Annotated in this window: 18 protein-coding genes and 2 pseudogenes; 3 read left to right on the top strand and 17 right to left on the bottom strand. The window is 70.9% G+C overall.

Annotated elements, in window-relative coordinates; all coding sequences use genetic code 11:
- From FPZ41_RS49980 to FPZ41_RS47350, 4 genes and pseudogenes are all read right to left on the bottom strand, one after another.
- Window positions 1-213, bottom strand: a pseudogene (locus FPZ41_RS49980) (LytR family transcriptional regulator); the annotation flags it as partial.
- The gene (nadD, locus tag FPZ41_RS30445; protein WP_152866863.1) at window positions 119-829 is read right to left on the bottom strand and encodes a nicotinate-nucleotide adenylyltransferase; all 711 of its coding nucleotides are present in this window, start codon (window positions 827-829) and stop codon (window positions 119-121) included. The pseudogene FPZ41_RS49980 and the gene nadD, both read right to left, overlap by 95 nt.
- Window positions 830-888: 59 nt before the next feature.
- On the bottom strand, window positions 889-1,053 hold the full coding sequence (locus tag FPZ41_RS47355; RefSeq protein WP_165934974.1) for a hypothetical protein: 165 nt from the start codon (window positions 1,051-1,053) through the stop codon (window positions 889-891).
- 306 nt (window positions 1,054-1,359) lie between these two features.
- Window positions 1,360-1,521, bottom strand: coding sequence for a hypothetical protein (locus FPZ41_RS47350; RefSeq protein WP_194236259.1), 162 nt, complete (start codon window positions 1,519-1,521; stop codon window positions 1,360-1,362).
- 100 nt (window positions 1,522-1,621) lie between these two features.
- Between FPZ41_RS47350 and FPZ41_RS30440 the strand changes: the two genes are divergently transcribed.
- Window positions 1,622-2,746: a M48 family metallopeptidase gene (locus tag FPZ41_RS30440; protein WP_152866862.1), complete on the top strand. Its 1,125-nt coding sequence runs from the start codon at window positions 1,622-1,624 to the stop codon at window positions 2,744-2,746.
- A gap of 7 nt (window positions 2,747-2,753) precedes the next feature.
- On the opposite strand, the gene FPZ41_RS30435 is transcribed toward FPZ41_RS30440, so the two are convergent.
- From FPZ41_RS30435 to proB, 5 genes are all read right to left on the bottom strand, one after another.
- Entirely contained in the window at window positions 2,754-3,818 is a 1,065-nt protein-coding gene (locus tag FPZ41_RS30435) for an SCO2583 family membrane protein (RefSeq protein ID WP_152866861.1), read from the bottom strand.
- 111 nt (window positions 3,819-3,929) lie between these two features.
- Entirely contained in the window at window positions 3,930-4,535 is a 606-nt protein-coding gene (locus FPZ41_RS30430) for an SCO2584 family spore wall biosynthesis protein (RefSeq protein WP_322620918.1), read from the bottom strand.
- A gap of 213 nt (window positions 4,536-4,748) precedes the next feature.
- The gene (locus tag FPZ41_RS30425) at window positions 4,749-6,035 is read right to left on the bottom strand and encodes a glutamate-5-semialdehyde dehydrogenase (RefSeq protein ID WP_152866860.1); all 1,287 of its coding nucleotides are present in this window, start codon (window positions 6,033-6,035) and stop codon (window positions 4,749-4,751) included.
- Window positions 6,036-6,233: 198 nt separating this feature from the next.
- Window positions 6,234-6,731, bottom strand: coding sequence for a hypothetical protein (locus FPZ41_RS30420; protein WP_322620920.1), 498 nt, complete (start codon window positions 6,729-6,731; stop codon window positions 6,234-6,236).
- 156 nt (window positions 6,732-6,887) lie between these two features.
- A complete protein-coding gene (gene proB, locus FPZ41_RS30415; protein ID WP_322620917.1) occupies window positions 6,888-7,994 on the bottom strand; it encodes a glutamate 5-kinase in 1,107 nt (368 codons plus the stop codon).
- A gap of 366 nt (window positions 7,995-8,360) precedes the next feature.
- Between proB and FPZ41_RS30410 the strand changes: the two genes are divergently transcribed.
- Window positions 8,361-10,463 (top strand): hypothetical protein, encoded by a 2,103-nt coding sequence (locus tag FPZ41_RS30410; RefSeq protein ID WP_322620916.1) that lies wholly within the window; start codon window positions 8,361-8,363, stop codon window positions 10,461-10,463.
- A gap of 57 nt (window positions 10,464-10,520) precedes the next feature.
- Here the strand turns inward: FPZ41_RS30410 and FPZ41_RS30405 are convergent.
- Window positions 10,521-11,600: pseudogene (locus tag FPZ41_RS30405) on the bottom strand (IS30 family transposase); the annotation flags it as partial.
- Between the two features lie 206 nt (window positions 11,601-11,806).
- Here FPZ41_RS30405 and FPZ41_RS30400 point away from each other — a divergent pair.
- A complete protein-coding gene (locus FPZ41_RS30400; RefSeq protein WP_152866857.1) occupies window positions 11,807-12,796 on the top strand; it encodes a phage baseplate protein in 990 nt (329 codons plus the stop codon).
- Window positions 12,797-12,811: 15 nt separating this feature from the next.
- Here the strand turns inward: FPZ41_RS30400 and obgE are convergent, their stop codons facing one another.
- From obgE to FPZ41_RS30365, 7 genes are all read right to left on the bottom strand, one after another.
- Window positions 12,812-14,248, bottom strand: coding sequence for a GTPase ObgE (gene obgE, locus FPZ41_RS30395; RefSeq protein ID WP_152866856.1), 1,437 nt, complete (start codon window positions 14,246-14,248; stop codon window positions 12,812-12,814).
- A 139-nt stretch (window positions 14,249-14,387) separates the two neighbouring features.
- Entirely contained in the window at window positions 14,388-14,642 is a 255-nt protein-coding gene (rpmA, locus tag FPZ41_RS30390) for a 50S ribosomal protein L27 (protein ID WP_055620927.1), read from the bottom strand.
- 14 nt (window positions 14,643-14,656) lie between these two features.
- Entirely contained in the window at window positions 14,657-14,977 is a 321-nt protein-coding gene (gene rplU / locus FPZ41_RS30385; protein WP_004931419.1) for a 50S ribosomal protein L21, read from the bottom strand.
- Between the two features lie 188 nt (window positions 14,978-15,165).
- Window positions 15,166-16,512, bottom strand: coding sequence for a phospholipase D-like domain-containing protein (locus tag FPZ41_RS30380; RefSeq protein WP_152866855.1), 1,347 nt, complete (start codon window positions 16,510-16,512; stop codon window positions 15,166-15,168).
- Between the two features lie 475 nt (window positions 16,513-16,987).
- Complete coding sequence (locus tag FPZ41_RS30375; protein ID WP_152866854.1) at window positions 16,988-21,073, bottom strand: Rne/Rng family ribonuclease; 4,086 nt, start codon at window positions 21,071-21,073, stop codon at window positions 16,988-16,990.
- Between the two features lie 269 nt (window positions 21,074-21,342).
- Window positions 21,343-22,155: a TIGR03936 family radical SAM-associated protein gene (locus tag FPZ41_RS30370; protein WP_322620915.1), complete on the bottom strand. Its 813-nt coding sequence runs from the start codon at window positions 22,153-22,155 to the stop codon at window positions 21,343-21,345.
- 48 nt (window positions 22,156-22,203) lie between these two features.
- Window positions 22,204-23,186 (bottom strand): hypothetical protein (locus FPZ41_RS30365; RefSeq protein WP_152866852.1); only part of this gene is annotated, 983 nt, incomplete at its 5' end.

Raw genomic sequence — 23,186 nt, 5'->3', positions numbered from 1 at the left:
GGGCTGGGCGGGCACCTGCCGGTACACAGGCTGCCCGAACTCGTCATAGCCGACGAGTTCGTACTGGTCGCCCCCGTGGCCAGCGTCGTATCGGTCGTTCACCGGTGCCCCTCTCGGCTCACTCGCCGCGGTACAGCTGCCGCTTGTCGATGTAGCGCACCACACCGTCCGGCACCAGATACCAGACGGGATCGCCCTTCGCGACCCTTGCACGGCAGTCTGTGGACGAGATGGCCATGGCCGGAACCTCGACCAAAGAGACCCCGCCCGCGGGCAGGCCCGGGTCGGCGAGGGTGTGGCCGGGCCGCGTGACGCCGATGAAGTGCGCGAGGGAGAACAACTCGTCCGTGTCACGCCAGGTGAGGATCTGGCTCAGCGCGTCGGCGCCGGTGATGAAGAAGAGGTCCGTGTCGGGGTTGAGCGCCCGCAGTTCACGCAGGGTGTCCGTGGTGTAGGTGGGGCCGCCGCGGTCGATGTCGATGCGGCTGACCGAGAAGTGAGGGTTCTCGGCGGTCGCGATAACGGTCATCAGGTAGCGGTCCTCCGCGGGGGAGACCTTGCGGTGGGTCTTCTGCCACGGCTGGCCGGTCGGTACGAACACGACCTCGTCGAGGTGGAACTGGGCGGCGACCTCCTGGGCGGCGACGAGGTGCCCGTTGTGGATCGGGTCGAACGTTCCGCCCATGACACCGAGGCGTCGCCGGCCCGTCGCAGACGAGCCGTTTCCGGCGCCCCGCACCTGGCCTATCGCCGGGTCGCGCTCCCTCTCGTGCTCCGGACCGTTCGCCTTGGTGTGCTCCGGACCGGTAGGCATTTCCTGCTCTCCCATGCGTGCAGACCCTACCGGCCCGGCCGACGCGCCCCGGTCGAACGTCCTTTTGCGGGGATTCAGCGGTCCCGGTTGAAGCGGGTCGTGATCCACAGCAGGAGCAGCAGCGCGAAGAGCGCTCCGCCGCCGGTCAGATAGGGGTTGAGGCTCTCGTGGTTGCCGCCGTTCCCCTCGCCCTCGGAGGCGAGAGTGACCAACTGGGCAGCGGTGCTGTGGAAGCTCATCGTCGGCTGACCTATCCGGGTGTGGGAACGGGACTAAGACTCCGGCCCATCGTATGCGGGCGCCTCCGCCGCGATCACCCCGACTCCGCCGCGGGGAAGGGCGGCCGCCGGGCACCCGGTGAACGGGACCCCCGTCGCGTCCGTATTCATTGCCTGTACGAGCCCGCGACCCAGGACGTCCCGAGACCGCACCCCCAGGACATGAACGAGACAGCCCGCCCGAGTCCACCGGAGCTGGAAGCCGCCACGCGGTGAAGCCGCCACAGCGCAAGCCACCCGCCACCCCGCCCACCCGGAAACCGACCGTCAGTCGTCGTCCCGCCGGTAGCCGCGCAGCAGGAACCATCCACCCAGGACGCATCCGACGATCATCACGATCAGTACGACGCGCAGCAGATTGCCCGGCCCCTGCTGCTCGGCTGCGGTCGCGGCCTCGGTGATCCAGCGGGCTGCCGTGACGTGTTCCATGGGATCGCTCCTAACGGTGTGCTGCCCTGTCACGGTATCTCCGCCTAGGCTGGAACCCGCCTCGGGGGGCACACTGGGCAATCAGACGCATGGGGGACACATGTCCGACGACAGCCACGAGCAGAACGGGCGCGAGAACGTGCCCAGCAGGCAGCGCAGGCGCTTCGAGGGGATCTCCTCGCGGGCGTACGAACATCCCGCGGACCGCTCGGCCCTGGTGGCCCTGCGCAAGCTCAGCGGCTTCGACACGGTCTTCAAGGCGCTCAGTGGTCTGCTGCCCGAGCGCAGCCTGAGGCTGCTGTTCCTGTCCGACTCCGTACGGGTCTCGGACGCGCAGTTCGCACACCTGAACGACATGCTGCGGGACGCCTGCTACATCCTGGACCTGGAGAAGGTCCCGCCGATGTACGTGAACCAGGACCCGCAGCCGAACGCGATGTGCATAGGCCTGGACGAGCCGATCATCGTCGTGACCACGGGGCTCGTCGAGCTGCTCGACGAGGAGGAGATGCGGGCGGTCGTCGGTCACGAGGTGGGCCACGCCCTCTCGGGCCACTCCGTCTACCGCACGATCCTGCTCTTCCTGACCAGCCTGGCCCTGCGGGTGGCGTGGATTCCACTGGGCAACCTCGCGATCATGGCGATCGTGACCGCGCTGCGCGAGTGGTTCCGCAAGTCGGAGCTGTCCGCGGACCGCGCGGGCCTGCTGGTCGGCCAGGATCTGCAGGCCTCGATGCGCGGTCTGATGAAGATCGCGGGCGGCAACCACCTGCACGAGATGAACGTGGACGCGTTCCTCGCGCAGGCCGACGAGTACGAGGCCGCGGGCGACCTGCGCGACTCCGTGCTCAAGATCCTGAACGTCATGCCCCGCTCGCACCCCTTCACCACCGTCCGCGCGGCCGAGCTGAAGCAGTGGGCGGAGTCCCGCGACTACCAGCGGATCATGGACGGTCACTACCCGCGACGCGACGAGGACAAGGACACCTCGGTGACCGACTCGTTCCGGCAGTCGGCGGCCAGCTACGCCAGCGATGTGAAGAACTCCAAGGACCCGCTGATGAAGCTGGTCACCGACATCGCCGGCGGCGCGGGCGACCTCGGCGGCCGGGTACGGCGAGGGTTCGGCGGCTTCGCGGGCGGCGGTGGCGGATCGTCCAAGGACAGCGGCGGTGGCGACTCCTCCAAGGACAAGCGCCCCGACGGCCCCGACAACGAGGCGTGACCGCGGGTCACACCTCTGGCTGCGCGCTCTGTGCGAGTGACCCGCACAGAGCCGTGGCGCTGCCCGTCGCGAAGGGGTCCGTGCCGGCCGGGCCGCCCTCCCTGGCCGTCTGGCCGGCGAGCAGCGGGCGCAGGTGGTTCGTGGAGTCCTCGGAGCAGGAGAGCGGGCCGGCCTGGACGTAGGAGGCGACGAGTTCGGCCTGATGGGTGCGCAGGTCGTCGCTGTCGAAGCGGAACTGCAGCTCGCGCCGGACGGTGAACAGGGAGGCCTTGGCACTGGCATCGGAGCCGGCGGGCCGCAGCGCGTACACGAGGGTGTGGTCGGCGACGACCTCAAGGGTGCTGCCGTCGTACTCGGCGGCCTGCAGCGTGCCCTGGACGCGGATCTTGGTGTCGGCGAGCTCGGCGCGGGAGGGGTCGAAGCGGACCAGCCAGCCGGTGGGGGCGTGCCGTCCGTCGGCGGTGGGGCGCTCGAAGCTCCGGTCGAACTGGTCGAGCTGCTCCGGGTCGAGCAGCATCCGCGCGGGCCGCACGGACATCCCGCTCAGCACCTCCGGGGCGAGGGCGGACGCCACGATGTAGTCCTTGGCGGTGCTCAGCGCGGTGACGACCTGGCTGTCCGAGAAGTGCGCGGTACGGCGGGTGGCGGGCATGGTAATGCCTTCGGCGCCGATGCGGAACTGGGCGGCCGGGCTGTGCGCGTACAGCTTCTCGGGGTTCGTGGTGCCGGGTACCCGGGCCTGGGGCGCGAGCGGGATGACGGTCATCCGCAGCGGGTCGGTGGGCTGGGCGGTCGGTGTCCGGTACGGATGGCGCATGCCCATGTAGATCGCGGTGCCGAAGGCCATGGCGATCAGCAGGACGAGGATCAGCGCCTGCCGGGACAGGCCACGCCGCAGGGGCGGGCGGCGGCGTACGGCGGGGGCGTGGTCACTGATGCGCTCCTGGGCGGAGAACTCCTGGAGGCGGGCAGCACGGACGAACGACTCGTCGAAGACGACGGATCGGTACTCGTCCTCTCCACCGGGAGCACCCTCGGGTGGCCCCTCAGGTGGGTCTCCTGGCCCGCCCATACCTTCAGAGTAGGTCTGTTGAGGCCCAGGTAAACGCGCGGCTGCGTGACAAGTTCTGACAGGTTCTCACCAGGTTTTCGAACGGTTGTCGAACCGCGGAACGGCCCCTCCTCAGGGCGTGCGCGGCACCGCCGACACCGGTGGCTGGGAATAGTCGGCCGAGGCCGAGGGGCCCGTGGGAGCCGTCGCGCCGCCCTGCTCCGGACTGGTGGAGGCGGGTGGTGGGACCTGGTCCTGGCGGCCGCCCGAGGAGGCACCGCGGTAGACCGCCGTGAAGGCGAGGGCGACCATGCCGATGCCCATCACGAGGGCGAGCACCCAGGCGACGGGCCGGTGCCAGCGGGCCTGCTTGCCGTACGCCCCGCCGTATCCCGGCGCGCCGTAGCGGTCCTCCAGGATCTCCGCGTCGTCCAGGTCGTCGGGGTCCCGGCCGTAGCCGTAGTCGCCGTCGGGTCCGTAGCCGTCCTCGTAGCGCTCGTCGTCGCCGCGCGCGCCTCTGGTGTGCGCCCGGCGCGCTTCGGCCTCCTGCGCTTCGGCGCGGGCCTGGGCGGCTGCCAGGAGGCGTTCGACGGCGGTCGGCTCGTGGACCGCTGCCGCCTGTACGAAGGCCTCGTCGAAGACCACGGAGGCGAACTCTTCGTCCATACCTCCGCGGTCGCGGTCGTCGTCGGGCTCCCCGCCGTCAGGGAACGGCGTGCCCCCCACGTCCTCCGGCACCCTTCCAGGGTAGTCCTGAGGGGGTAATTTGGGCAGACGGTAAGGAAATTCATCCGCTTTGCGAGGACAGTTCACAGGAATGTGACCGTTCCCAGCGCTCCCTGGACGCCCTCGGGCGCCCGCGCGCACAGGGCCCGCCGTGAGCCGGGCGCACGCCGGGCGCCCGGCCACCCTCGCCAGTTCTGTTACGAGTTCAACTGCCCAGCGTTCAACTCAGCGCCGTACGTGTCCGTCGCCGGTCACGATGTACTTCGTGCTCGTCAGCTCCGGCAGCCCCATGGGCCCCCGGGCGTGCAGCTTCTGCGTCGAGATGCCGATCTCGGCCCCGAAGCCGAACTGGCCGCCGTCCGTGAAGCGGGTGGAGGCGTTCACCGCGACCGTCGTGGAGTCCACCAGTTGGGTGAAGCGGCGGGCGGCCTGCTGCGAGGTCGTCACGATCGCCTCGGTGTGCCCGGAGGTCCACAGCCGGATGTGCTCCACGGCCCTGTCGAGCGAGTCGACGACGGCGGCGGCGATGTCGTACGAGAGGTACTCGGTCTCCCAGTCGTCCGTGGTGGCCTCGACGACGGTGGCCCGCGTGTCCTTGGCGTAGGCCAGCACGCGCTCGTCGCCGTGCACGGTCACCCCGGCGTCGGCCAGTGCGTCCAGGGCGCGCGGCAGGAACTCGGGGGCGATGTCCTGGTGGACCAGCAGGGTCTCGGCGGCGTTGCAGACGCTCACCCGCTGGGCCTTGGAGTTGATCAGGATCTCGATGGCCATGTCGAGGTCGGCGTGGGCATCGACGTACACGTGGCAGTTGCCGGTGCCCGTCTCGATCACGGGGACGGTCGACTCCTCGACGACCGTACGGATCAGGGAGGCGCCGCCGCGAGGGATGAGCACGTCGACGAGGCCGCGGGCACGCATCAGCTCGCGTACGGACTCACGGCTCTCGCCGGGTACGAGCTGCACGGCGTCGGCGGGCAGCCCGGCACCGCCGACGGCGTCCCGGAGCACCCGGACGAGCGCGGCGTTCGACTCGTACGCCGACGACGAGCCCCGCAGCAGCACCGCGTTGCCGGACTTCAGGCACAGGGCGGCGGCGTCGACGGTCACGTTCGGCCGGGCCTCGTAGATGATGCCGACGACTCCCAGCGGGACGCGCACCTGGCGCAGGTCGATACCGTTCGGCAGGGTGGAGCCGCGGACGACCTCGCCGACCGGGTCGGGGAGCGACACGACGTCGCGCACGTCGGAGGCGATGGCCCGGACCCGCTCCGGGGTCAGCGTCAGCCGGTCGATGATCGCCTCGCTGGTGCCGGCCTCACGAGCACGCTCGATGTCCTGGGCGTTGGCCGCGACGATCTCGCTCGTGCGGACCTCCAGCGCGTCCGCGATCGCGAGCAGCGCGTCGTCCTTCTCGGCGCGCGGCAGCGGCGCGAGATCGGCGGCGGCGGCCTTGGCGCGGTAGGCGACCCGGGTGACCGGGGACATGGCGTCGTACGGCGAGAGCGTGGTCATGCTGGAAGGGTAGTGCGCCGGGCGGAGACGTCCATCGACTATCCCAAAGCGCGAGACACGGCGCTGAGCGGCGCCCAAAGCCACCCGAAAGGCGCTTCTCTCCCTGCCCGCACGCCCCTTCCGGACGCGCAGGCGCCCCCTGAGCGGTCACTCAGAAGGGCGGCCCTGCAGACGAGCGGTCCTTCAGGAGGACGGCCCTCAGAAGGGATGCACCCCCACGGGCGTCGCCGGCAGCGGCCCGTGTCCCTCGGCGATGCGCTGGTGGTACGTCTCGCGGTCGATGACCTCCAGGCCGACGATCTCCCAAGGTGGCAGTCTGGCGCTCTGGCGGTGCTCGCCCCACAGGCGCAGGGCGACGGCGGCCGCGTCGTGCAGGTCGCGGGCCTCTTCCCAGTAGCGGATCTCGGCGTGGTCGGTGGCGTAGCGGCTGGTCAGCAGAAAGGGGTGGTCGTGGGCGAGCTGTTCGAGACCGCGCCGCACCTCCGTCAGCGGAGCCTCGCCGCCCGAGACGCTGAGCGTCACATGCCACAGCCGCGGAACGTCCGTCGGCTCCTGCGTTCCGGACGGCCGCCCGGAACGCTGCCGGGCGGCCTGCCCGTCGTACGCGTCTCCGGCCGCGACGCTGGTCAGCGCGCGCTCCTCGCCGGCCCCGGGGGAGGCACCACCACCGCGGGACACCGCCGCCCCAGGGCGCACTTGTCTCACGACAGCCTCCTTTTCGCAATGACCGGGCCTTGGCCGGGCGGAATCTCCCTGCAACAAAGTTGAGCAGGCCGGACGGCTCCGCGTGGCGGTTTTACGGAACGTGGCCCGCCGGAAGCCTGTGATTCGGCCCTTTCCGGGCGCGTTCGGTCAAGGGTGAAGCAGGGCCAGGTCGTCCCTGTGTACGACCTCTCGTTCGTACGCGGGTCCCAGCTCGCGCGCCAGTTCCCTGGTCGAGCGGCCGATCAGCCGGGGGATCTCCTTGGCGTCGAAGTTGACGAGCCCCCGCGCCACCGCTCGCCCCTCGCCGTCCCGCAGCTCGACGGGGTCGCCCGCGGTGAACTCACCCTCGACCGCCGCGATGCCCGCGGGCAGCAGCGACTTGCGGCCCTCGACGACCGCACGCACGGCCCCGTCGTCGAGGGTGAGCGAGCCCTGCGGGGTGGAGGCGTGCTGGAGCCACAGCAGCCGGTCGGCGGAACGCTTGCCCGTGGGGTGGAAGTACGTGCCGGTGTCGCGGCCGGTGAGGGCGTCCGCCGCGTGGATGGCGCTGGTCAGGACCACGGGGACGCCCGCCCCTGTGGCGATCCCGGCGGCCTCGACCTTGGTGACCATGCCGCCGGTGCCGACGCCGGCCTTGCCCGTGCTGCCGATCTCGACGTGGGCGAGGTCCTCGGGCCCCCGCACCTCCGCTATCCGTGAGGTGCCGGCCTTGCCGGGGTCGCCGTCGTAGACGCCGTCCACGTCCGAGAGCAGGACCAGCAGGTCGGCCCGGACCAGGTGGGCGACGAGCGCGGCGAGGCGGTCGTTGTCGCCGAAGCGGATCTCGTCCGTGGCGACGGTGTCGTTCTCGTTGACGACCGGCAGCGCGCCCATCGCGAGCAGCTTGTCGAGGGTGCGCGAGGCGTTGCGGTGGTGGGCGCGGCGGCTCATGTCGTCGGAGGTGAGGAGCACCTGGCCGACGCGGATGCCGTACCGGGCACAGGAGGCCGTGTAGCGGGCCACGAGGAGGCCCTGGCCGACGCTCGCGGCCGCCTGCTGCCGGGCGAGGTCCTTGGGGCGCCGGCGCAGGCCCAGCGGTGCGAGCCCGGCGGCGATGGCCCCGGAGGAGACCAGCACGATCTCCCTCTCACCTCCGCTGCGCACCTTGGCGAGCACATCGACGAGGGCGTCCACCCGGTCCGCGTCCAGGCCCCCGGCCGCCGTGGTCAGGGACGAGGAGCCCACCTTGACGACGACCCTGCGCGCTTCCGCCACGCCCTGCCGCCTCGCGACGCCCTGCCCTGCCGTAGACACGCGTATCCCCACTTTTCCCCGGCTCCGACCCGCCGGTGTCTGCAATCTACGTGAGCGTCGGGGGCGGATGTCGCGGCATTTCGGTGGGTGGACGGCCGACCGGACGCCCGACGCGTGACGGATATGCACCTTTTGCGCCGATTGATTCCGCGGAAGATTGCTCCCCCGGCTCCGTAGGTCATACCGTCAGGGGTCGGCCTCACCTGTTCGAGGCGCCCATGGGGCGGAAAACGCCCGGGGCGCGCGCACGGAGGCGGGCCGCCCCCACTAATCTCTCCGCTACTTTCCCCCCATCCGTCATCGATTCCCTCCGCAGGAGCCCAGCCAGTGCCCTCCGCAAGGCTCGCCCCCCGCCGCATCGCGCAGCTGTCCGCGCTGCTGGCGATGTTCGCGCTCTTCACGGCCCAGATCGTCTCCGCGCTGCTGCCGAACGTCCCGGTGTTCGTCGCGGCGAGCGCGGCCGGCCTCGTCCTGGACACCGCGCTGCAGTACCGGGACCCCGGTCTGCTCGCGGTCCTCGGCAAGGTCCGCTTCGACACGCTGGTCCGGCAGCTGCTGCGCGACATGCTGATCCTGGTGGGGCTGCTGCGGATCGAGGGCATCGACCCGGAGACCGAGCACGCGCCCCTGGTGGTCGGCCTGTGCGCCTTCTACGCGCTGCACTTCGCCTGCCAGGGCATGGCGGTGCTGGTGCGCCGCACCCGGACGCTGCCGATCGTGACGCGGAACATCGACGCGTCCGCGCTGCGGCTGACCGCCGCCCCGCCGCGCCTGCTGGCCCGCCGCCAGGCCCACCGTCTGCTGGCGTTCTCGCTGCCGACCACGGCCGGCCTGATGGCCACCGCCGCCACCAAGGACGGCCTCTGGGGCGGCATCGGCCTCGGTACCGCGCTCGCCCTGACCCTCGGCGGCACGGCGTACCTGGCGACCTGGCTGCTGCCGAAGAAGCGGGCGAAGAACGAGCAGCAGGTCATGGAGTGGCTGGACCAGTGGCTGGCCGGCTACCGGCCGACGGTCGCCATGTACTTCTCGGGCGGCACGACGTCGGCGTACCAGGCGAACATGTGGCTGTCCACGCTCTCCAAGGTCGAGGGCCAGCCGCTGATCGTGCTGCGCGAGCGGTTCATGGTGCAGAAGATCGACGCCACCGACGTGCCGATCATCTGCTTCCCGAAGGTCGCGACGATGTTCTCGCTGGAGAACTCGTCGCTGCAGATGATGCTGCACCCGGCGAACGCCGCGAAGACCTCGCAGGTGCTGCGCATCCCCACGATCAAGCACGCGTTCATCAACCACGGCGAGAGCGACAAGCTGTCCTCCTGCAACCCGTACGCGAAGGCGTACGACGAGGTGTGGGTCGCCGGTCCCGCGGCGCGCGAGCGCTACGCGCTCGCCGAGGTCGGTGTCGAGGACAAGGACATCGTCGAGGTCGGCCGCCCGCAGCTCGCGCCGATCCGCCCGTACTCGGGCGCGCCGACGGGGCCGCGCGACAAGGACGCGAGCGAGCACCTCACGACGGTCCTGTACGCCCCCACCTGGGAGGGCTGGGACGGCAACCCCGGCAACACCTCCGTGGTCCTGGCCGGTGAGAACATCGTCCGCGGGCTCCTGGCCGACGACAACGTTCGCCTGCTGTACAAGCCGCACCCGATGACGGGTTCCGTCGATCCGCGCGCGGGCGCCGCGAACGAGCGGATCATGGCGATGATCCGCGAGGCCAACACCCGGCGTTCCGGCTCCCGGCCGGGCCCGGAGGCCGCCGCCGAGCTGGTCCGCCGCACCACCGCACTGGACGAGCTCACCTCCACGCACTTCCGCGACAGCGCGGACGAACTGGAGCGCATGCTCCTCCAGGGCGCGCCCCGGGGCGACCGCGAGGCCGCCATCACCGAGGCCACGACCGCCTGGGAGAAGGCGTACTGGGCGTCGTTCCCGGAGTGGGAGCACCAGATCATCACGGACGCGCGCCCCGCGATCTTCGCCTGCTTCAACCAGGCGGACCTGCTGATCAGCGATGTCTCGTCGGTGGTCTCCGACTGGCTGTCCAGCGAGAAGCCGTACGCGGTCGCCAACACCTCGGGCCTGACGGAGGAGGCGTTCCGTACGGGCTTCCCGACCGTGTCGGCGGGCGTCATCCTCACCCCGTCCGCCGAGGGCGTCCCGGCCCTGCTGGAGTCGGTGCGTCACCCGGAGAAGGACCAGTTCACCTCGGCCCGCGCGGAGTTGAAGGACCACCTGCTCGGCCCGGCCGACCCGCCGTCCCTGGTCCGCTTCAACAACGCGGTCCGGGCTCTGTGCGCGAAGGCCGACGAGCGCCGTGTGGTCATGGAGGCCCGCCTGGCCGGCGAGATCCCCTCGCCGCGTGAGGCGTCCGAGGAGATGTCCGACGACGCCGGGTCGAACGGCGCGGGGGACTCCGTGACCGCGTAGCACTGATCGCAACGTACCGTCGTACGGCGCGAGTTGAGGCCCCGGGGGACCGGGCGGTTTATGCAGGCGCTCGGCTGGGGTTTCCCAGCCGAGCGTTTTGCGTGGGCCGGTGTGGACGGACAGGTCGGTACCTTTGGGGAAGTACTGCCGCAGCAGGCCGTTTGTGTTCTCGTTCGAGCCGTGTTGCCAGGGGCTGGCCGGGTCACAGAAGTAGACGGGGATGTCGGTGGTGACGGTGAAGGAGCCGTGAGCGGCCATCTCGGCGCCCTGGTCCCAGGTCAGTGAGCGCACCAGGTGGGCGGGCAGCGTCTTGGCGGTTTCGACCAGGGCATCGCGGACGTGTTCGGCGGTGCGGCCCTCGGGCAGGTGCAGCAGCATCACGTAGCGGGTGGCGCGCTCGACGAGGGTGCCGATGGCGGAGTTGCCATCCTTGCCGATGATCAGGTCGCCTTCCCAGTGGCCGGGCACGGCCCGGTCTTCGGCCTCGGCGGGCCGTTCGCTGATCATGACCATCGGGGTGGAGAACCGTGGAGTGCGCTGCTGGGCCTGTCGGCGGGGCTTGCGGCGGGCGCGGCCGGTGCGCAGGGCCCTGGCGAGTTCCCGGCGCAGTTCGCCGCGGCCCTGGACGTAGAGGGCCTGGTAGATCGTCTCGTGGGCCACGTGCATCTCCGGCCGGTCGGGAAACTGTGCCCGCAGAGCCTGGCAGATCTGCTCGGGGCTCCACCGTAGGTCGAGGTGGCGCTGGATGAAGTCCCGCAGTGCCCGGTTCTGACCGATCTTCCCGGGCTTGGGCCGGGGTCGGCGGATGTCCGCACGGGCCTGGGCGGCGTGCGGCCGGTAGTGCCCGTTGACCGGGTGCCGGCTGCGGCGGATCTCGCGGCTGATCGTGGACGGGCTGCGGCCCAGCTCGACGGCTATCCGCCGGATCGTGGCCTTCTCCCGCAGCCGGTCGGCGATGTGGATGCGGTCGGCCTCGCGCAGATACCGGGACGGGCCTTGCGCCGGCACCACGGCAAGTACCGGAGGTCTCGCCTTGTCCTTCCCCGAAGCACCCCGGCCGTTGCGCCACCGCTTGCCCGTCCGGTAGTTGATCCCGACGCGTTTACAGGCTTCGGCGCTGCTCAGGCCCTGATCCATGAGCCGGAAGTATTCCTCCCGCTCACGGACCAGGATCTTGCGGCCCTGAGCCTTGCCCCGGTTCTCCCGGATCTTGAAGTCCATCGCACCCCACCAGCTGGGGTGTTGCGACGACCTCTAGAGCCCAAGGCCCCGCTCCCGGGGCCTTTCGCATAGGGTCCTGCTGCTGTTCACGCGCTCATCGCCCGTCAACGGGGGGGGACCTGATGAACGAAGCCCTGAGCCGCCGCGCGCTGCTGCGCGCGGGAGGCGGCCTCTCACTGGCCGCGCTCGGACTCGGATACGGCGCGGGGACCGTGTCGGCGGCCGTGCCCACGTCGAAGCGGTTCCAGCTGGGCGGGCAGGCGTCGCACGACCTGTACCGGAACCGGGAGCTCTACAACGGCACCGTGATGCAGAGCTTCGCCTTCGACCGGACCAACCAACGGCTGTTCACGGCCCAGTTGCGCGAGGGCTCGCCCGGCACGTCCGGCGACCTGTGCGTCACCGAGCTCGCTTGGTCGACCTGGACGGCGATCGGCCACATGTACCTGACCGGCTTCGGCCACGCGGTCTCCATCGGCGCCCAGTCCGTGGGCACGTCGACCTACCTGTGGACCGACGTCGACGCGGACGCCGCCGGCTACGGGCGGCGGCCGGCCCGCTTCAAGTACAGCGACGGCACCACGCTGACCGCCTCGTCCCCGGCGGTCACGACGTACACGCCGAAGCCCTCCGCGGACCGGCACACATGCGCCACCGACCCCACGCACCACCGGATGATCGTGCGCTACCTGCCGGCGGGCTCAGGCATCCATCGCTTCGCCCCGTACGACCTGACGGCCGCCACGAACGGCGACTTCGGCCAGCCGCCGGCCGACTTCCGGCAGCCGGACCGCATCACGTACCTGGACCCGGACGACACCACCGTACGGAACTCGTTCCAGGGCTACACGGCATACGGCCAGTACCTGTACTGCCTCACGGGGCACAGCGACACGGACGACGCCACGCTCTGGAGCGTCGACATGAACACCGGCGCGGTGATGGAGGAGTTCCTCACCGGCGCGGGCTCCACGCTCACCTTCCGTGAGCCGGAGGGCATGGCCGTCCACACCACCGCGGGAGGCGAGCCCCGCCTCTTCTTCGGCTTCGCCTCGGGCAGCACACCGGGCGAGCGCCTCGCGAACGTCTTCTACAAGAACGTTCTGGTCTGACGCTCGCCCACCCGGCTAGAACGGCTCGAAGCCGTCGTACTCCCGCTCTGCCTCGTCCCGCTCGGCGTCGCGGTCCCGGCGACGCTGCGCGGCGGGCCGTACGCCTTCGAGGCGATGGTCCTCGCCACGACGGCCGAGCATCTCGGCGCCGGCCATGACGGTGGGCTCCCAGTCGAAGACGACCGCATTGTCCTCGGGCCCGATGGCGACGCCGTCGCCCGTCCGGGCGCCCGCCTTCATGAGCTCCTCCTCCACGCCGAGGCGGTTCAGCCGGTCGGCGAGGTAGCCCACGGCCTCGTCGTTGTTGAAGTCGGTCTGGCGGACCCAGCGCTCGGGCTTCTCGCCACGCACCCGGAAGAGTCCGTCGCCCTCGCGCACGACGGTGAAGCCCGCGTCGTCGACGGCCTTGGGGCGGATGACGATCCGCGTCGCCTCCTCCTTCGGCCGGGCGGCGCGCGCCGCGCCCACCAGGTCGGCGAGGGCGAAGGACAGCTCCTTCAGCCCCAGGTGCGCGACCGCGGACACCTCGAAGACCCGGTAACCGCGCTCCTCCAGGTCCGGCCGCACCATCTCGGCGAGGTCCTTGCCGTCCGGTACGTCGATCTTGTTGAGCACCACGATCCGCGGACGGTCGCCCAGGCCGCCGTACTGCGCCAGCTCCTCCTCGATGATGTCGAGGTCGGAGACGGGGTCCCGCTCGGACTCCAGCGTGGCCGTGTCCAGGACGTGCACGAGCACGCTGCACCGCTCCACATGGCGCAGGAACTCCAGGCCCAGGCCCTTGCCCTGGCTGGCACCCGGGATGAGCCCCGGCACGTCGGCGATCGTGTACACGGTCGAGCCCGCGGTCACCACGCCCAGGTTCGGGACGAGCGTCGTGAACGGATAGTCCGCGATCTTGGGCTTGGCGGCGGAGAGCACGGAGATCAGCGAGGACTTGCCGGCGCTCGGGTAACCCACCAGCGCCACGTCGGCGACGGTCTTGAGCTCCAGCACGATGTCCTGGAGATCGCCCGGCTCACCGAGCAGCGCGAAGCCGGGGGCCTTGCGCCGGGCGGAGGCCAGCGCCGCGTTGCCGAGCCCGCCCCGGCCGCCCTGAGCGGCGACGTACGACGTCCCGTGCCCCACCAGGTCGGCGAGCACGTTGCCCGCCTTGTCGAGCACCACGGTCCCGTCCGGCACCGGCAGCACCAGGTCCTGTCCGTCCTTGCCGGAGCGGTTGCCGCCCTCGCCGGGCTTGCCGTTGGTGGCCTTGCGGTGGGGCGAGTGGTGGTAGTCGAGCAGCGTGGTGACGGACTGGTCGACGACGAGGATCACATCACCGCCGCGCCCGCCGTTGCCGCCGTCGGGCCCGCCCAGCGGCTTGAACTTCTCACGGTGGACGGAGGCACAGCCGTGACCTCCGTTACCCGCGGCGACGTGCAGCTCGACGCGGTCCACGAAGGTGGTCATGGTTCAGTGCCTCCAGAAACTTACGAATGCGTACCAGTGCGGCTGTCTTCAGCGCAGCCGTCTTCAGTTGCTGCAACACGCGAAAGGCGGACCCACCTTCCCTACCGGGAAGTGAGGTCCGCCTCGCGAGGAATTCCGGTCAGGCGACCGGAACGATGTTCACGACCTTGCGGCCACGGCTGGAGCCGAACTCCACCGCACCGGCCTGCAGCGCGAACAGCGTGTCGTCTCCGCCACGGCCGACGCCCGCGCCCGGGTGGAAGTGGGTGCCACGCTGGCGGACCAGGATCTCACCCGCGTTGACGACCTGACCGCCGAAGCGCTTCACGCCGAGCCGCTGGGCGTTCGAGTCGCGACCGTTCCGGGTGGACGATGCGCCCTTCTTGTGTGCCATCTCTTCTCAGTCCCTTACTTCGCAGCCGCGGGGATCTCAGTGACCTTGATCGCCGTGTACTGCTGGCGGTGGCCCTGACGACGGCGGTAGCCGGTCTTGTTCTTGTAGCGCAGAATGTCGATCTTCTGGCCCTTGTGGTGGTCCACGACCTCGGCCTGGACCTTGATGCCGGCCAGCACCCACGGGTCGCTGGTCACAGCGTCGCCGTCGACAACGAGCAGGGTCGAGAGCTCGACCGTGTCGCCAACCTTGGCAGTGGAAATCTTGTCAACCTCAACGATGTCGCCGACAGCAACCTTGTGCTGGCGACCACCGCTGCGCACGATGGCGTACACGCGGATCTCACTCTCTCGCTCGGAAACGGCACCCCCGCAGTCCAGCCGTCCGACACACGAACGGCCTCTCCCACAAGCGCGTCCGGCGCCCGGGAGGATGAGGTTTACGGGGATGTGACGCATCAGGGGACACGCCGACGGTCAAGGGTACGAGGACACGCCCGAAGGGGTCAAACCGAGCCCCTCCGTCACGTGGCGGGCTTCTCACCGTCCGCGGGCAGCGGCTTCACGCCCTTGCACAGGTCCGTGCCGTCCGCCTTCCCCGGGTAGGCGACCCCGATCACCTTGTTGAAATGCGCCTTGTACATGTCGTGCACGGCGCTGTCGTCGACCTTGACGATCGACTCGTCGTTCTCCCGCAGCGCAGGCCCGGTGTAGTTCCCCGACCCGGTAAAGCTGATCTTCTTCCGCGCACCGTCGTACATCCCGTCCACGAGGATGTACTTGGTGTGGATGATGTACGGCGTGGTCAGCTTCTTCCCGGGGTTCAACGGGTCCCGGTCGTCGTTGTAGCACCGCACCGTCGGCCCACCGGACGTGTGCATCATCTCCCACGTCCCCTTGGTCCCGCCGCTGCTCTTCGCGCTGTCCGACTCGGCGTACACGATGCTGACGTTGCAGCCGGCCTTCTTCAGCGCGACCAGCTTCTCCGCGATGGCCAGCCGCGTGATCTTGAAGATCGCCACCCGAACCCAGGTCTTCTGGGTGACCCCCGCGCTGTCCTTGTACGAGCACTGGACGTTGTTGAGCACGGAATACACGGTGTCGGTGTCCCGCGAGCTCCCGGCCCGCGGAAAGAAGTAGGCCTTGTAGAGCCCGTTACTGACCGTCCGGTACTCCCAGGACTTCCAGCCCCTGGCGACCATCGTGTCGAAGTAGTCCGCGTACGCGTCGTACATCGTCGGGTTGTCCGGCAGCAGCAGGGCGTCGTTGAAGAACTTGGTGTGCGCCGAAGGCGTCGAGTTGGACGTCGTCTGCACCACGACGTTCGTGGCGCCCTCGACGGCCGAGAACAGCCAGAACTTGTTGTGCATGATCGACTGCCCGTACTTCGGGTCGCCCAGACAGGACTTGTCCACCGGACAGGTCGTCACGTACGACCCCTTCGTACGATCCGTACCGAGCGCCGCCGCCAGAGTGCTGTACGACGTGTTGGCGGGCCGATCGCTGACGCTCGACTCGTCGAGCAGCACCTGCACACGGACACCACGGTTCTCGGCGGCGATCAGCGCGTCCACCACCGACGCCTCCCACACGTGGTAGACGGCGACCTTGATGGTGGACCCCGGCAGCGCCGCATCCGTCAGCTCGATCAACCGCGTACGAAGAGCGAGCTGCTCATCACTCGCACCCAACGGATCGTTGAAGATGGGCCCCTCGATCCACGCGGGCGCGGCTTCGGCGGTGCCTGCCGACACAGCGACCTGCACCCCCGCCGCCGACAACACCGTGGCCAACGCCACAGCCTGCCGCCCGCCCCTGACCGGCTTCACACCACGGTGCCGCCCAGCACCCCTCAGGCGCACGCGCGCCATGCGATCCCCTCCCCGCCTTGCCCCCGAGTAAGCGCTCTCCCCAGAGCCCGCCCGGTGTTCGTTCATGTGCCCAGCACTTGACCATCCGAGTTTTACAGGTGGTCGCCTGCGATCCAAGAGGGGGGTGCGGTACGCGAGCCCTCCTGGCCTCCGACAGCTCAGCGGGAGAGCGCACCGCAACGGTCACAACGCCCGCCCCCACCGGCCGCCAGCCGCGTACGCACGGCAGGGGGTGTGCCGGGAGGTGTCCGCCCGCAGCGGCCGGCGTCCACCGCCGAGCACCTGACTCCCCCACAGACCCGCCGGACCGAGGACGGAGACCTCCCGGCGCGCACCCGACCACGACGTAACCGCAGGCGCCCAAGCCACGACGGCGGGAAACGAACCCCGGAGGACACACCGGTGCCCCGGCCCAGCGGACAAGCCACCGGACCGGGGCACCGGTTCACCAAGCCAGGCAAACGCCCCGACAGACTCAGCCTTCGTCGGCGGAAGCCGTCACCGTGGACGGCGCCTGCTGTGCCGCAGCGGCCGTCTTCTTGGTCGCCGACTTCTTCGTCGCCTTCTTCGCCGTAGTCTTCTTGGCGGCGGTCTTCTTGGCCGCCGTCTTCTTCACGGCAGCCTTCTTGGCGGTCGCCTTCTTCGCAGCCTTGCGCGCCGCCTTCTTGGCAGGCGGGGCCTCCTCCGCGACACCTTCACCCGCGGAAGCCTCGGAGACCTCAGAAGCCGCATCCGCCACGGACGCCGCAGGAGCCTCACCAACCGCCTCAGCCGAAGCCGCCGGCACGACCACCACAGCCGCATCCTCGGACGCGGTAGGCGCGGTCGCCTTCCGCACGGCCCGCCGCCGCGGCCGCGCAGGCGCAGCCGACTCCGCAGCCTCAACCGCAACCACCGGCTCGGCGACCGCCTCAGCGGCCACCGGCTCCGCAACGGGCTCGGCAGCCGACTCCGACTCCGGCACGGTCACCACGGCCTCCTCGGCCGAAGGAGCCCCGGCCGGCGCAGACGCCTTCCGAGTCGCCCGCCGCCGCGTACGCCCCTTGGGCGCGGCGTCCGCCGGAGCGGCGGCAGCCTCGGCCACGGGCTCCTTCGAGACCGCCGGAGCCTCCTCGGTCACGGCAGGCGCCGTCTCGACCACCGGATTCTCCACCGCCACGGCCGGCTCGGCCTCCGCACCCCTCCGCGCCTTCGGCGCCCTGGCCGGTGCCGAGACCTTCCGGGTCGCCCGCCGCCGAGTACGCCCACGCGTAGCCGCGGCCTCCGCCTCGGCGACGCTGCTGTACAGCTCCTCGTCCGGCGCGACAACACCCACCAGCGACTCGGCCGCGACCTCGGCGACCTCCGCCGCGACCTCGGCCACACCCTCGACAGCCTCGGCCCCGGACTCGGCGTCGACCGACTCCGCCACCTCGGCAACCTCGGCCGCCTCGGCCACGTGAACGTGCTCGTGCTCGGCACCCCCACGCCCGCGCTTGCGCCGCTTGCCGCCGCCGCCCGCGCCCGTCGCCTGATCCATGTGCACGATCACGCCACGTCCGTTGCAGTGCACGCAGGTCTCGGAGAACGACTCCAGCAGCCCCTGCCCGACCCGCTTACGGGTCATCTGCACGAGCCCCAGTGACGTCACCTCGGCCACCTGGTGCTTCGTACGGTCGCGTCCCAGGCACTCCAGCAGGCGCCGCAGCACCAGGTCCCGGTTGGACTCCAGCACCATGTCGATGAAGTCGATCACGACGATGCCGCCCAGGTCGCGCAGCCGCAGCTGGCGCACGATCTCCTCGGCCGCCTCCAGGTTGTTCCTGGTGACCGTCTCCTCCAGGTTGCCGCCCTGGCCGGTGAACTTGCCGGTGTTGACGTCGACCACGACCATGGCCTCGGTCTTGTCGATCACCAGCGAACCACCGCTCGGCAGCCAGACCTTCCGGTCCAGCGCCTTGGCGAGCTGCTCGTCGATCCGGTACGTCGCGAAGACGTCGACCTCGGAGGTCCACCTGGACAGCCGGTCGGCGAGGTCGGGCGCCACGTGCGAGACGTACCCGTGCACCGTGTCCCACGCCTCGTCACCGCTCACGATGACCTTGGAGAAGTCCTCGTTGAAGATGTCGCGGACGACGCGGACGGTCATGTCCGGCTCGCCGTACAGCAGCGACGGCGCGTTCGAGCTGCCGCCGCTCTTCGACTTCTTGCGGATGTCCTCCCACTGCGCCTGCAGCCGCTCGACGTCCCGGCGCAGCTCCTCCTCGCTCGCGCCCTCGGCGGCGGTGCGCACGATGACGCCCGCGTCCTCGGGGACGATCTTCTTGAGGATGGTCTTCAGACGCGCGCGCTCGGTGTCGGGCAGCTTGCGGCTGATACCGGTCATCGACCCCTCGGGGACGTACACCAGGTAGCGGCCCGGCAGCGAGACCTGGCTGGTCAGACGCGCACCCTTGTGGCCGATCGGGTCCTTCGTCACCTGGACGAGCACGGACTGCCCGGACTTCAGGGCGCTCTCGATCCGCCGCGGCCCGCCCGAGAGCCCCAGCGCCTCGAAGTTCACCTCGCCGGCATACAGAACGGCGTTCCGTCCCTTGCCGATGTCGATGAACGCGGCCTCCATCGACGGCAGCACGTTCTGCACCTTGCCGAGGTACACGTTGCCGACGTACGAGGTCGACTGCTCCTTGTTGACGTAGTGCTCGACGAGCACGCCGTCCTCCAGGACGCCGATCTGCGTACGGTCGCCGTTCTGCCGGACGACCATCACACGCTCGACGGCCTCACGGCGGGCCAGGAACTCGGCCTCGGTGATGATCGGGACGCGGCGACGGCCCTGCTCACGGCCTTCCCGGCGGCGCTGCTTCTTGGCCTCCAGGCGGGTCGAGCCCTTGATGGACTGCACCTCGTCGGAGGGTTCGGTGTCCTTCCCGCGCCGTTCCCTCGGCTCGCGGACCTTGACGACCGTACGCTCCGGGTCGCCCTCGCCGGGCTCCGTGTCGACGGTCGTGTCCCCCGCGCGGCGACGGCGGCGCCGACGGCGACGGCTGCTGCTGGAGCCTGCCTGCTCATCGTCGCCCCGGCTGTCGGCCGCCTCCTCGGCGTCCTCGTCGACCTGCTCGGCGGTGTCCTCGGCGTCCTGCGCGGCCTGCTCGGCGGCGAGCTCCTCGGACTCCGTGGACTCACCCTCCGCCTCGGCGGACTCGCCCCGGCGACGGCGACGGCCACCGCGGCGACGCCGACGGCGCGCTCCGGTCTCCTCGGCCTCGTCGCCCTCGGCCCCCTCCGCCTCGGCGGACTCCTCGGCCTCGTCGGCCTCTTCCGCCTCGTCGGTGGTCACGGCCGCGGGCTCCTCGTCGAAGCCGCGCCGACGGCGACGCCGCCGCGAGCCGGTGCTCTCCTCCTCCGGGAACTCCTCGACCGCGGGGGCCTCCTCCGCCGCCTCGGCGGCAGCGGCGGCCGCGGCCCGCTCCGGCGTCTGGAACATCGGCTCGGTGAACACGGGTGCCTGGAACACCGCGACCGCCGGCCGCGCGGGCCGCTTCGCCTCTTGCTCGCCACTGTCCTCGGCCGCGGGCCGCACCTTGGGCTCGGAGAAGCCACCGGCAGCCTTGCGGGTGGCCCGCCGACGGGTCCGACGCGGAGCGGCGGCTTCGACGGCCTCCTCGACCTCCGCGACCGTGGTCTCCTGCGTGACGTCAGCCTTGGCCTCGACAGCCTCAGCGGCCTCAACAGTCTCTCCGGCTTCTTCAGCCGCGGCCTCGGGCTCAGGCTCGGTCACGCTCGCCTGGGCGGCGTCGTCCGTGGCCCCTCCGGCCGGCGCGGACACGCGCCGCGTGGCACGCCGACGGGTACGGCGAGGAGCAGCATCCTCGGCCACCTCCGCGGCCACGGGCTTCTCCTCGGCCTCGGCGGGCGTCTCGACCTCAGCAGCGGGCGTCTCCGCGGCCGCCTCGGCGACGACGGTCTCGGCGGCCGTGGGCGCCCCGGCGGGCGCCGACGCACGCCGCGTCGCCCGACGCCTCGTACGCGGCACAGCAGCAGAAGCCACCTCGGCCTCGCCGACAACCGGAGCCGACTCGGCAACGACAGGCTCAGAAACCTCGACAGCCTCAGCCTCAGCAGCCACGCCGCCGCTCTCACCACTCACCGGAGCCACGGACACCACCGTCTCCGCAGCCTCTGGCGCACCGGCAGGCGCCGACGCACGCCGCGTCGCCCGACGCCTCGTACGCGGAGCAGAAGACACAGGAGCCACCTCGGCCCCAGCGGCCTCCGCAACCGCCTCTTCGGCGGCGGCCGCCTCAGCCACCGCCTCCTCGTTCTCGTTCTCTGTGATCTCCCCGACCGCGACGACCCGCGCCACCTCGGTGGTCGCGGCCGTCTCGTCGGCCGCAAGGGCCGCGGAGTCCGCGGGCGGTGTGGCCGGCGCGATGGTCTCCACGGGCGCCTCGGCGGTGCCCGCGGGCGGGCCCGCGGGGCGGGACGCGGCACGGCGCCGCCTCCGCGGCGGCAGGGTGTCGCTGGGGGTGTTGCGTTCGGAGTCCGTCACGGACTCTGCGGGTTCGTTCGGTTCGAGCATGCGGGCGGTTCTCCCGTCAGGCTCCCGGGCGCCGCGCCTGGTCCGGCGATGCCGGTGACGTCCGCGGCTCGCGCTGTGCGCGGTGCCGCCGTCCGGGGCGCGGGCGCCACACGGGAGCTCGCTGTGTCCTGTCTCGCCGGTTCCGTACGCCATGTTGCGTACGGCCTGGCGAAAGTCTTCTGAAGTCTTCTGGTCGGTGCGCTGCCCGACCCAGGTGGCTCCCGAGTACGAGGGCGGCGCTACGACGTCCGTCCTTCGCGGAACCTTCCTTACACCGGCGCCGTCGCGGCGGCAGTCGCGCGGGCCGTGTGCGGCTCGGTCGCTACTGCCTCGCGGTCGGGCGCGAGCGGGTCGGTCACCGTGCCGGTCTCTTCATCGAACAGCCCCTGCGCCAGCCTGGTCACCGCTGCGGGGACCGGCGGCGCCAGGTCGGCCACGGCGCGGAGACCGGACAGGACGTCGTCGGGTCGTACGGCAGGCGTCACGTGCCGAACAACCAGCCGCAGTATCGCACAGGGCTGGTCGGTCGGCCCAGAAAGGGCCGCGACGCCGACCGCTCCGCTTGCGGTCGGCCGTGGACTGTGCGCCTCAGGGACTGCCTCAAGGTTCACGACGGCGGCGCGGGCGTCGAAGGCCCGCATGCCCTTCTTGGTCTGGCGCTCGACCTCGATGGTCTCGGCCGCCTTGAAGGCCACCACCGCGCGCTCCGCCTCCTCGGGGGTCACCCCGTCGAGACGCAGCTCCCAGACGGACGCGGTGAGCCGGTCGGCGAGACCCGAGGTGCGGGCCTCGACCGCGTCGACGATGTCGAGCCCGGCGGGCAGCGACTCGTCGAGGAGCTCACGCAGCTTGTCGGGATCGCGCGCCTCGGTGAGCGCGATCTCCAGGTACTCCGCCTCACTGCCCGTGCCGGTGGGTGCGGCATTGGCGTACGACACCTTCGGGTGCGGCGTGAACCCCGCCGAGTACGCCATCGGCACCTCGGCACGGCGCAGCGCGCGCTCGAAAGCACGCTGGAAGTCACGGTGGCTGGTGAACCGGAGGCGGCCGCGCTTGGTGTAGCGCAGTCGGATGCGCTGCACCGCCGGTGCGGGCGGCGGGCCTTCGGGCTGTCGCTTGCCCAGTGTCGCTCAGTCCTTCGTGAGTGCGGTCGTACTGCTACCAAGAGTACGTGCCTCACGGCCGACAGGTTCCCGAGGCCCGACGGACTGCCGCTGCTCCAGCTCTCCGAAGAGCATCCGCCGGAAGTCGGCCCGGGCCTGCCGGACGGACTCACGAGCGGACGCCAGCGCCTGCCGGACGGCACGGCCCACACTGCGCGCGGCCTCGACGGCGGGCCGCCAGACCACGTCCCGTACGACATGCCCGACGGGGGTCAGCACGGTGCGGTACACCCAACGGACGGGCTCGACGAAGATCCACCGGAAGAGAGTGCCGAGGGCCCTCCCGACGGCCTGCGACACATGCCCTGCGATGCGCCACGCGTGCCCCAGCGCATCCCGGATCTCCCGCCCGACGACGACGAGCGCCCGCCCGATCGGCGCCAGTACCCACCGCCACACCGCGAGCGCGGGCAGCACGATCAGCACACGCCCGGTCCAGTACAGCGCGAGCCACACACCGGTGAGAAGCATCCGCACGAGCCACGCGACCCCGCCCGCGACCCAGGCGATCCCGTGCCCGACGGGCGTGAGCACATACCGGTACACCCACACGGCCGGCACGACGAGGAGATACCGCACGAGCCAGGACACGGCCGTGTACACACCGACCCCCAGCGCGGCAAGCACGAGCCCGATCCCCCTGACCAGCCACGCGATCCCGTGCCCGACCGGAGTCAGCAGGCGCGCGTACACCCAGCCGAACCCGGCCCCGATCCACCGGCAGACCCGGACGGCTCCACTCCACACACCCCGGGCCACCCACACAACACCCGCCCAGACGGCCCCGGCCACCCAGGCGATCCCGTGCCCGACGGGCGTGAGCACGTGCTGGTACACCCATACGGCGGGCACGACGAGCAGCACGTTCCCGAGCCAGGCGATCCCCTTCGTGACCGGCACGACGACATACCGCCACAGCGCCACCCACGGCCACACGAACACGGCCCGCC

It is taken from the genome of Streptomyces acidicola (assembly GCF_009377235.1).
GTDB classification, from domain to species: domain Bacteria; phylum Actinomycetota; class Actinomycetes; order Streptomycetales; family Streptomycetaceae; genus Streptomyces; species Streptomyces acidicola.
Note: the sequence above shows the minus strand (reverse complement) of the source record. Positions and strands in the feature narration are given on the sequence as shown.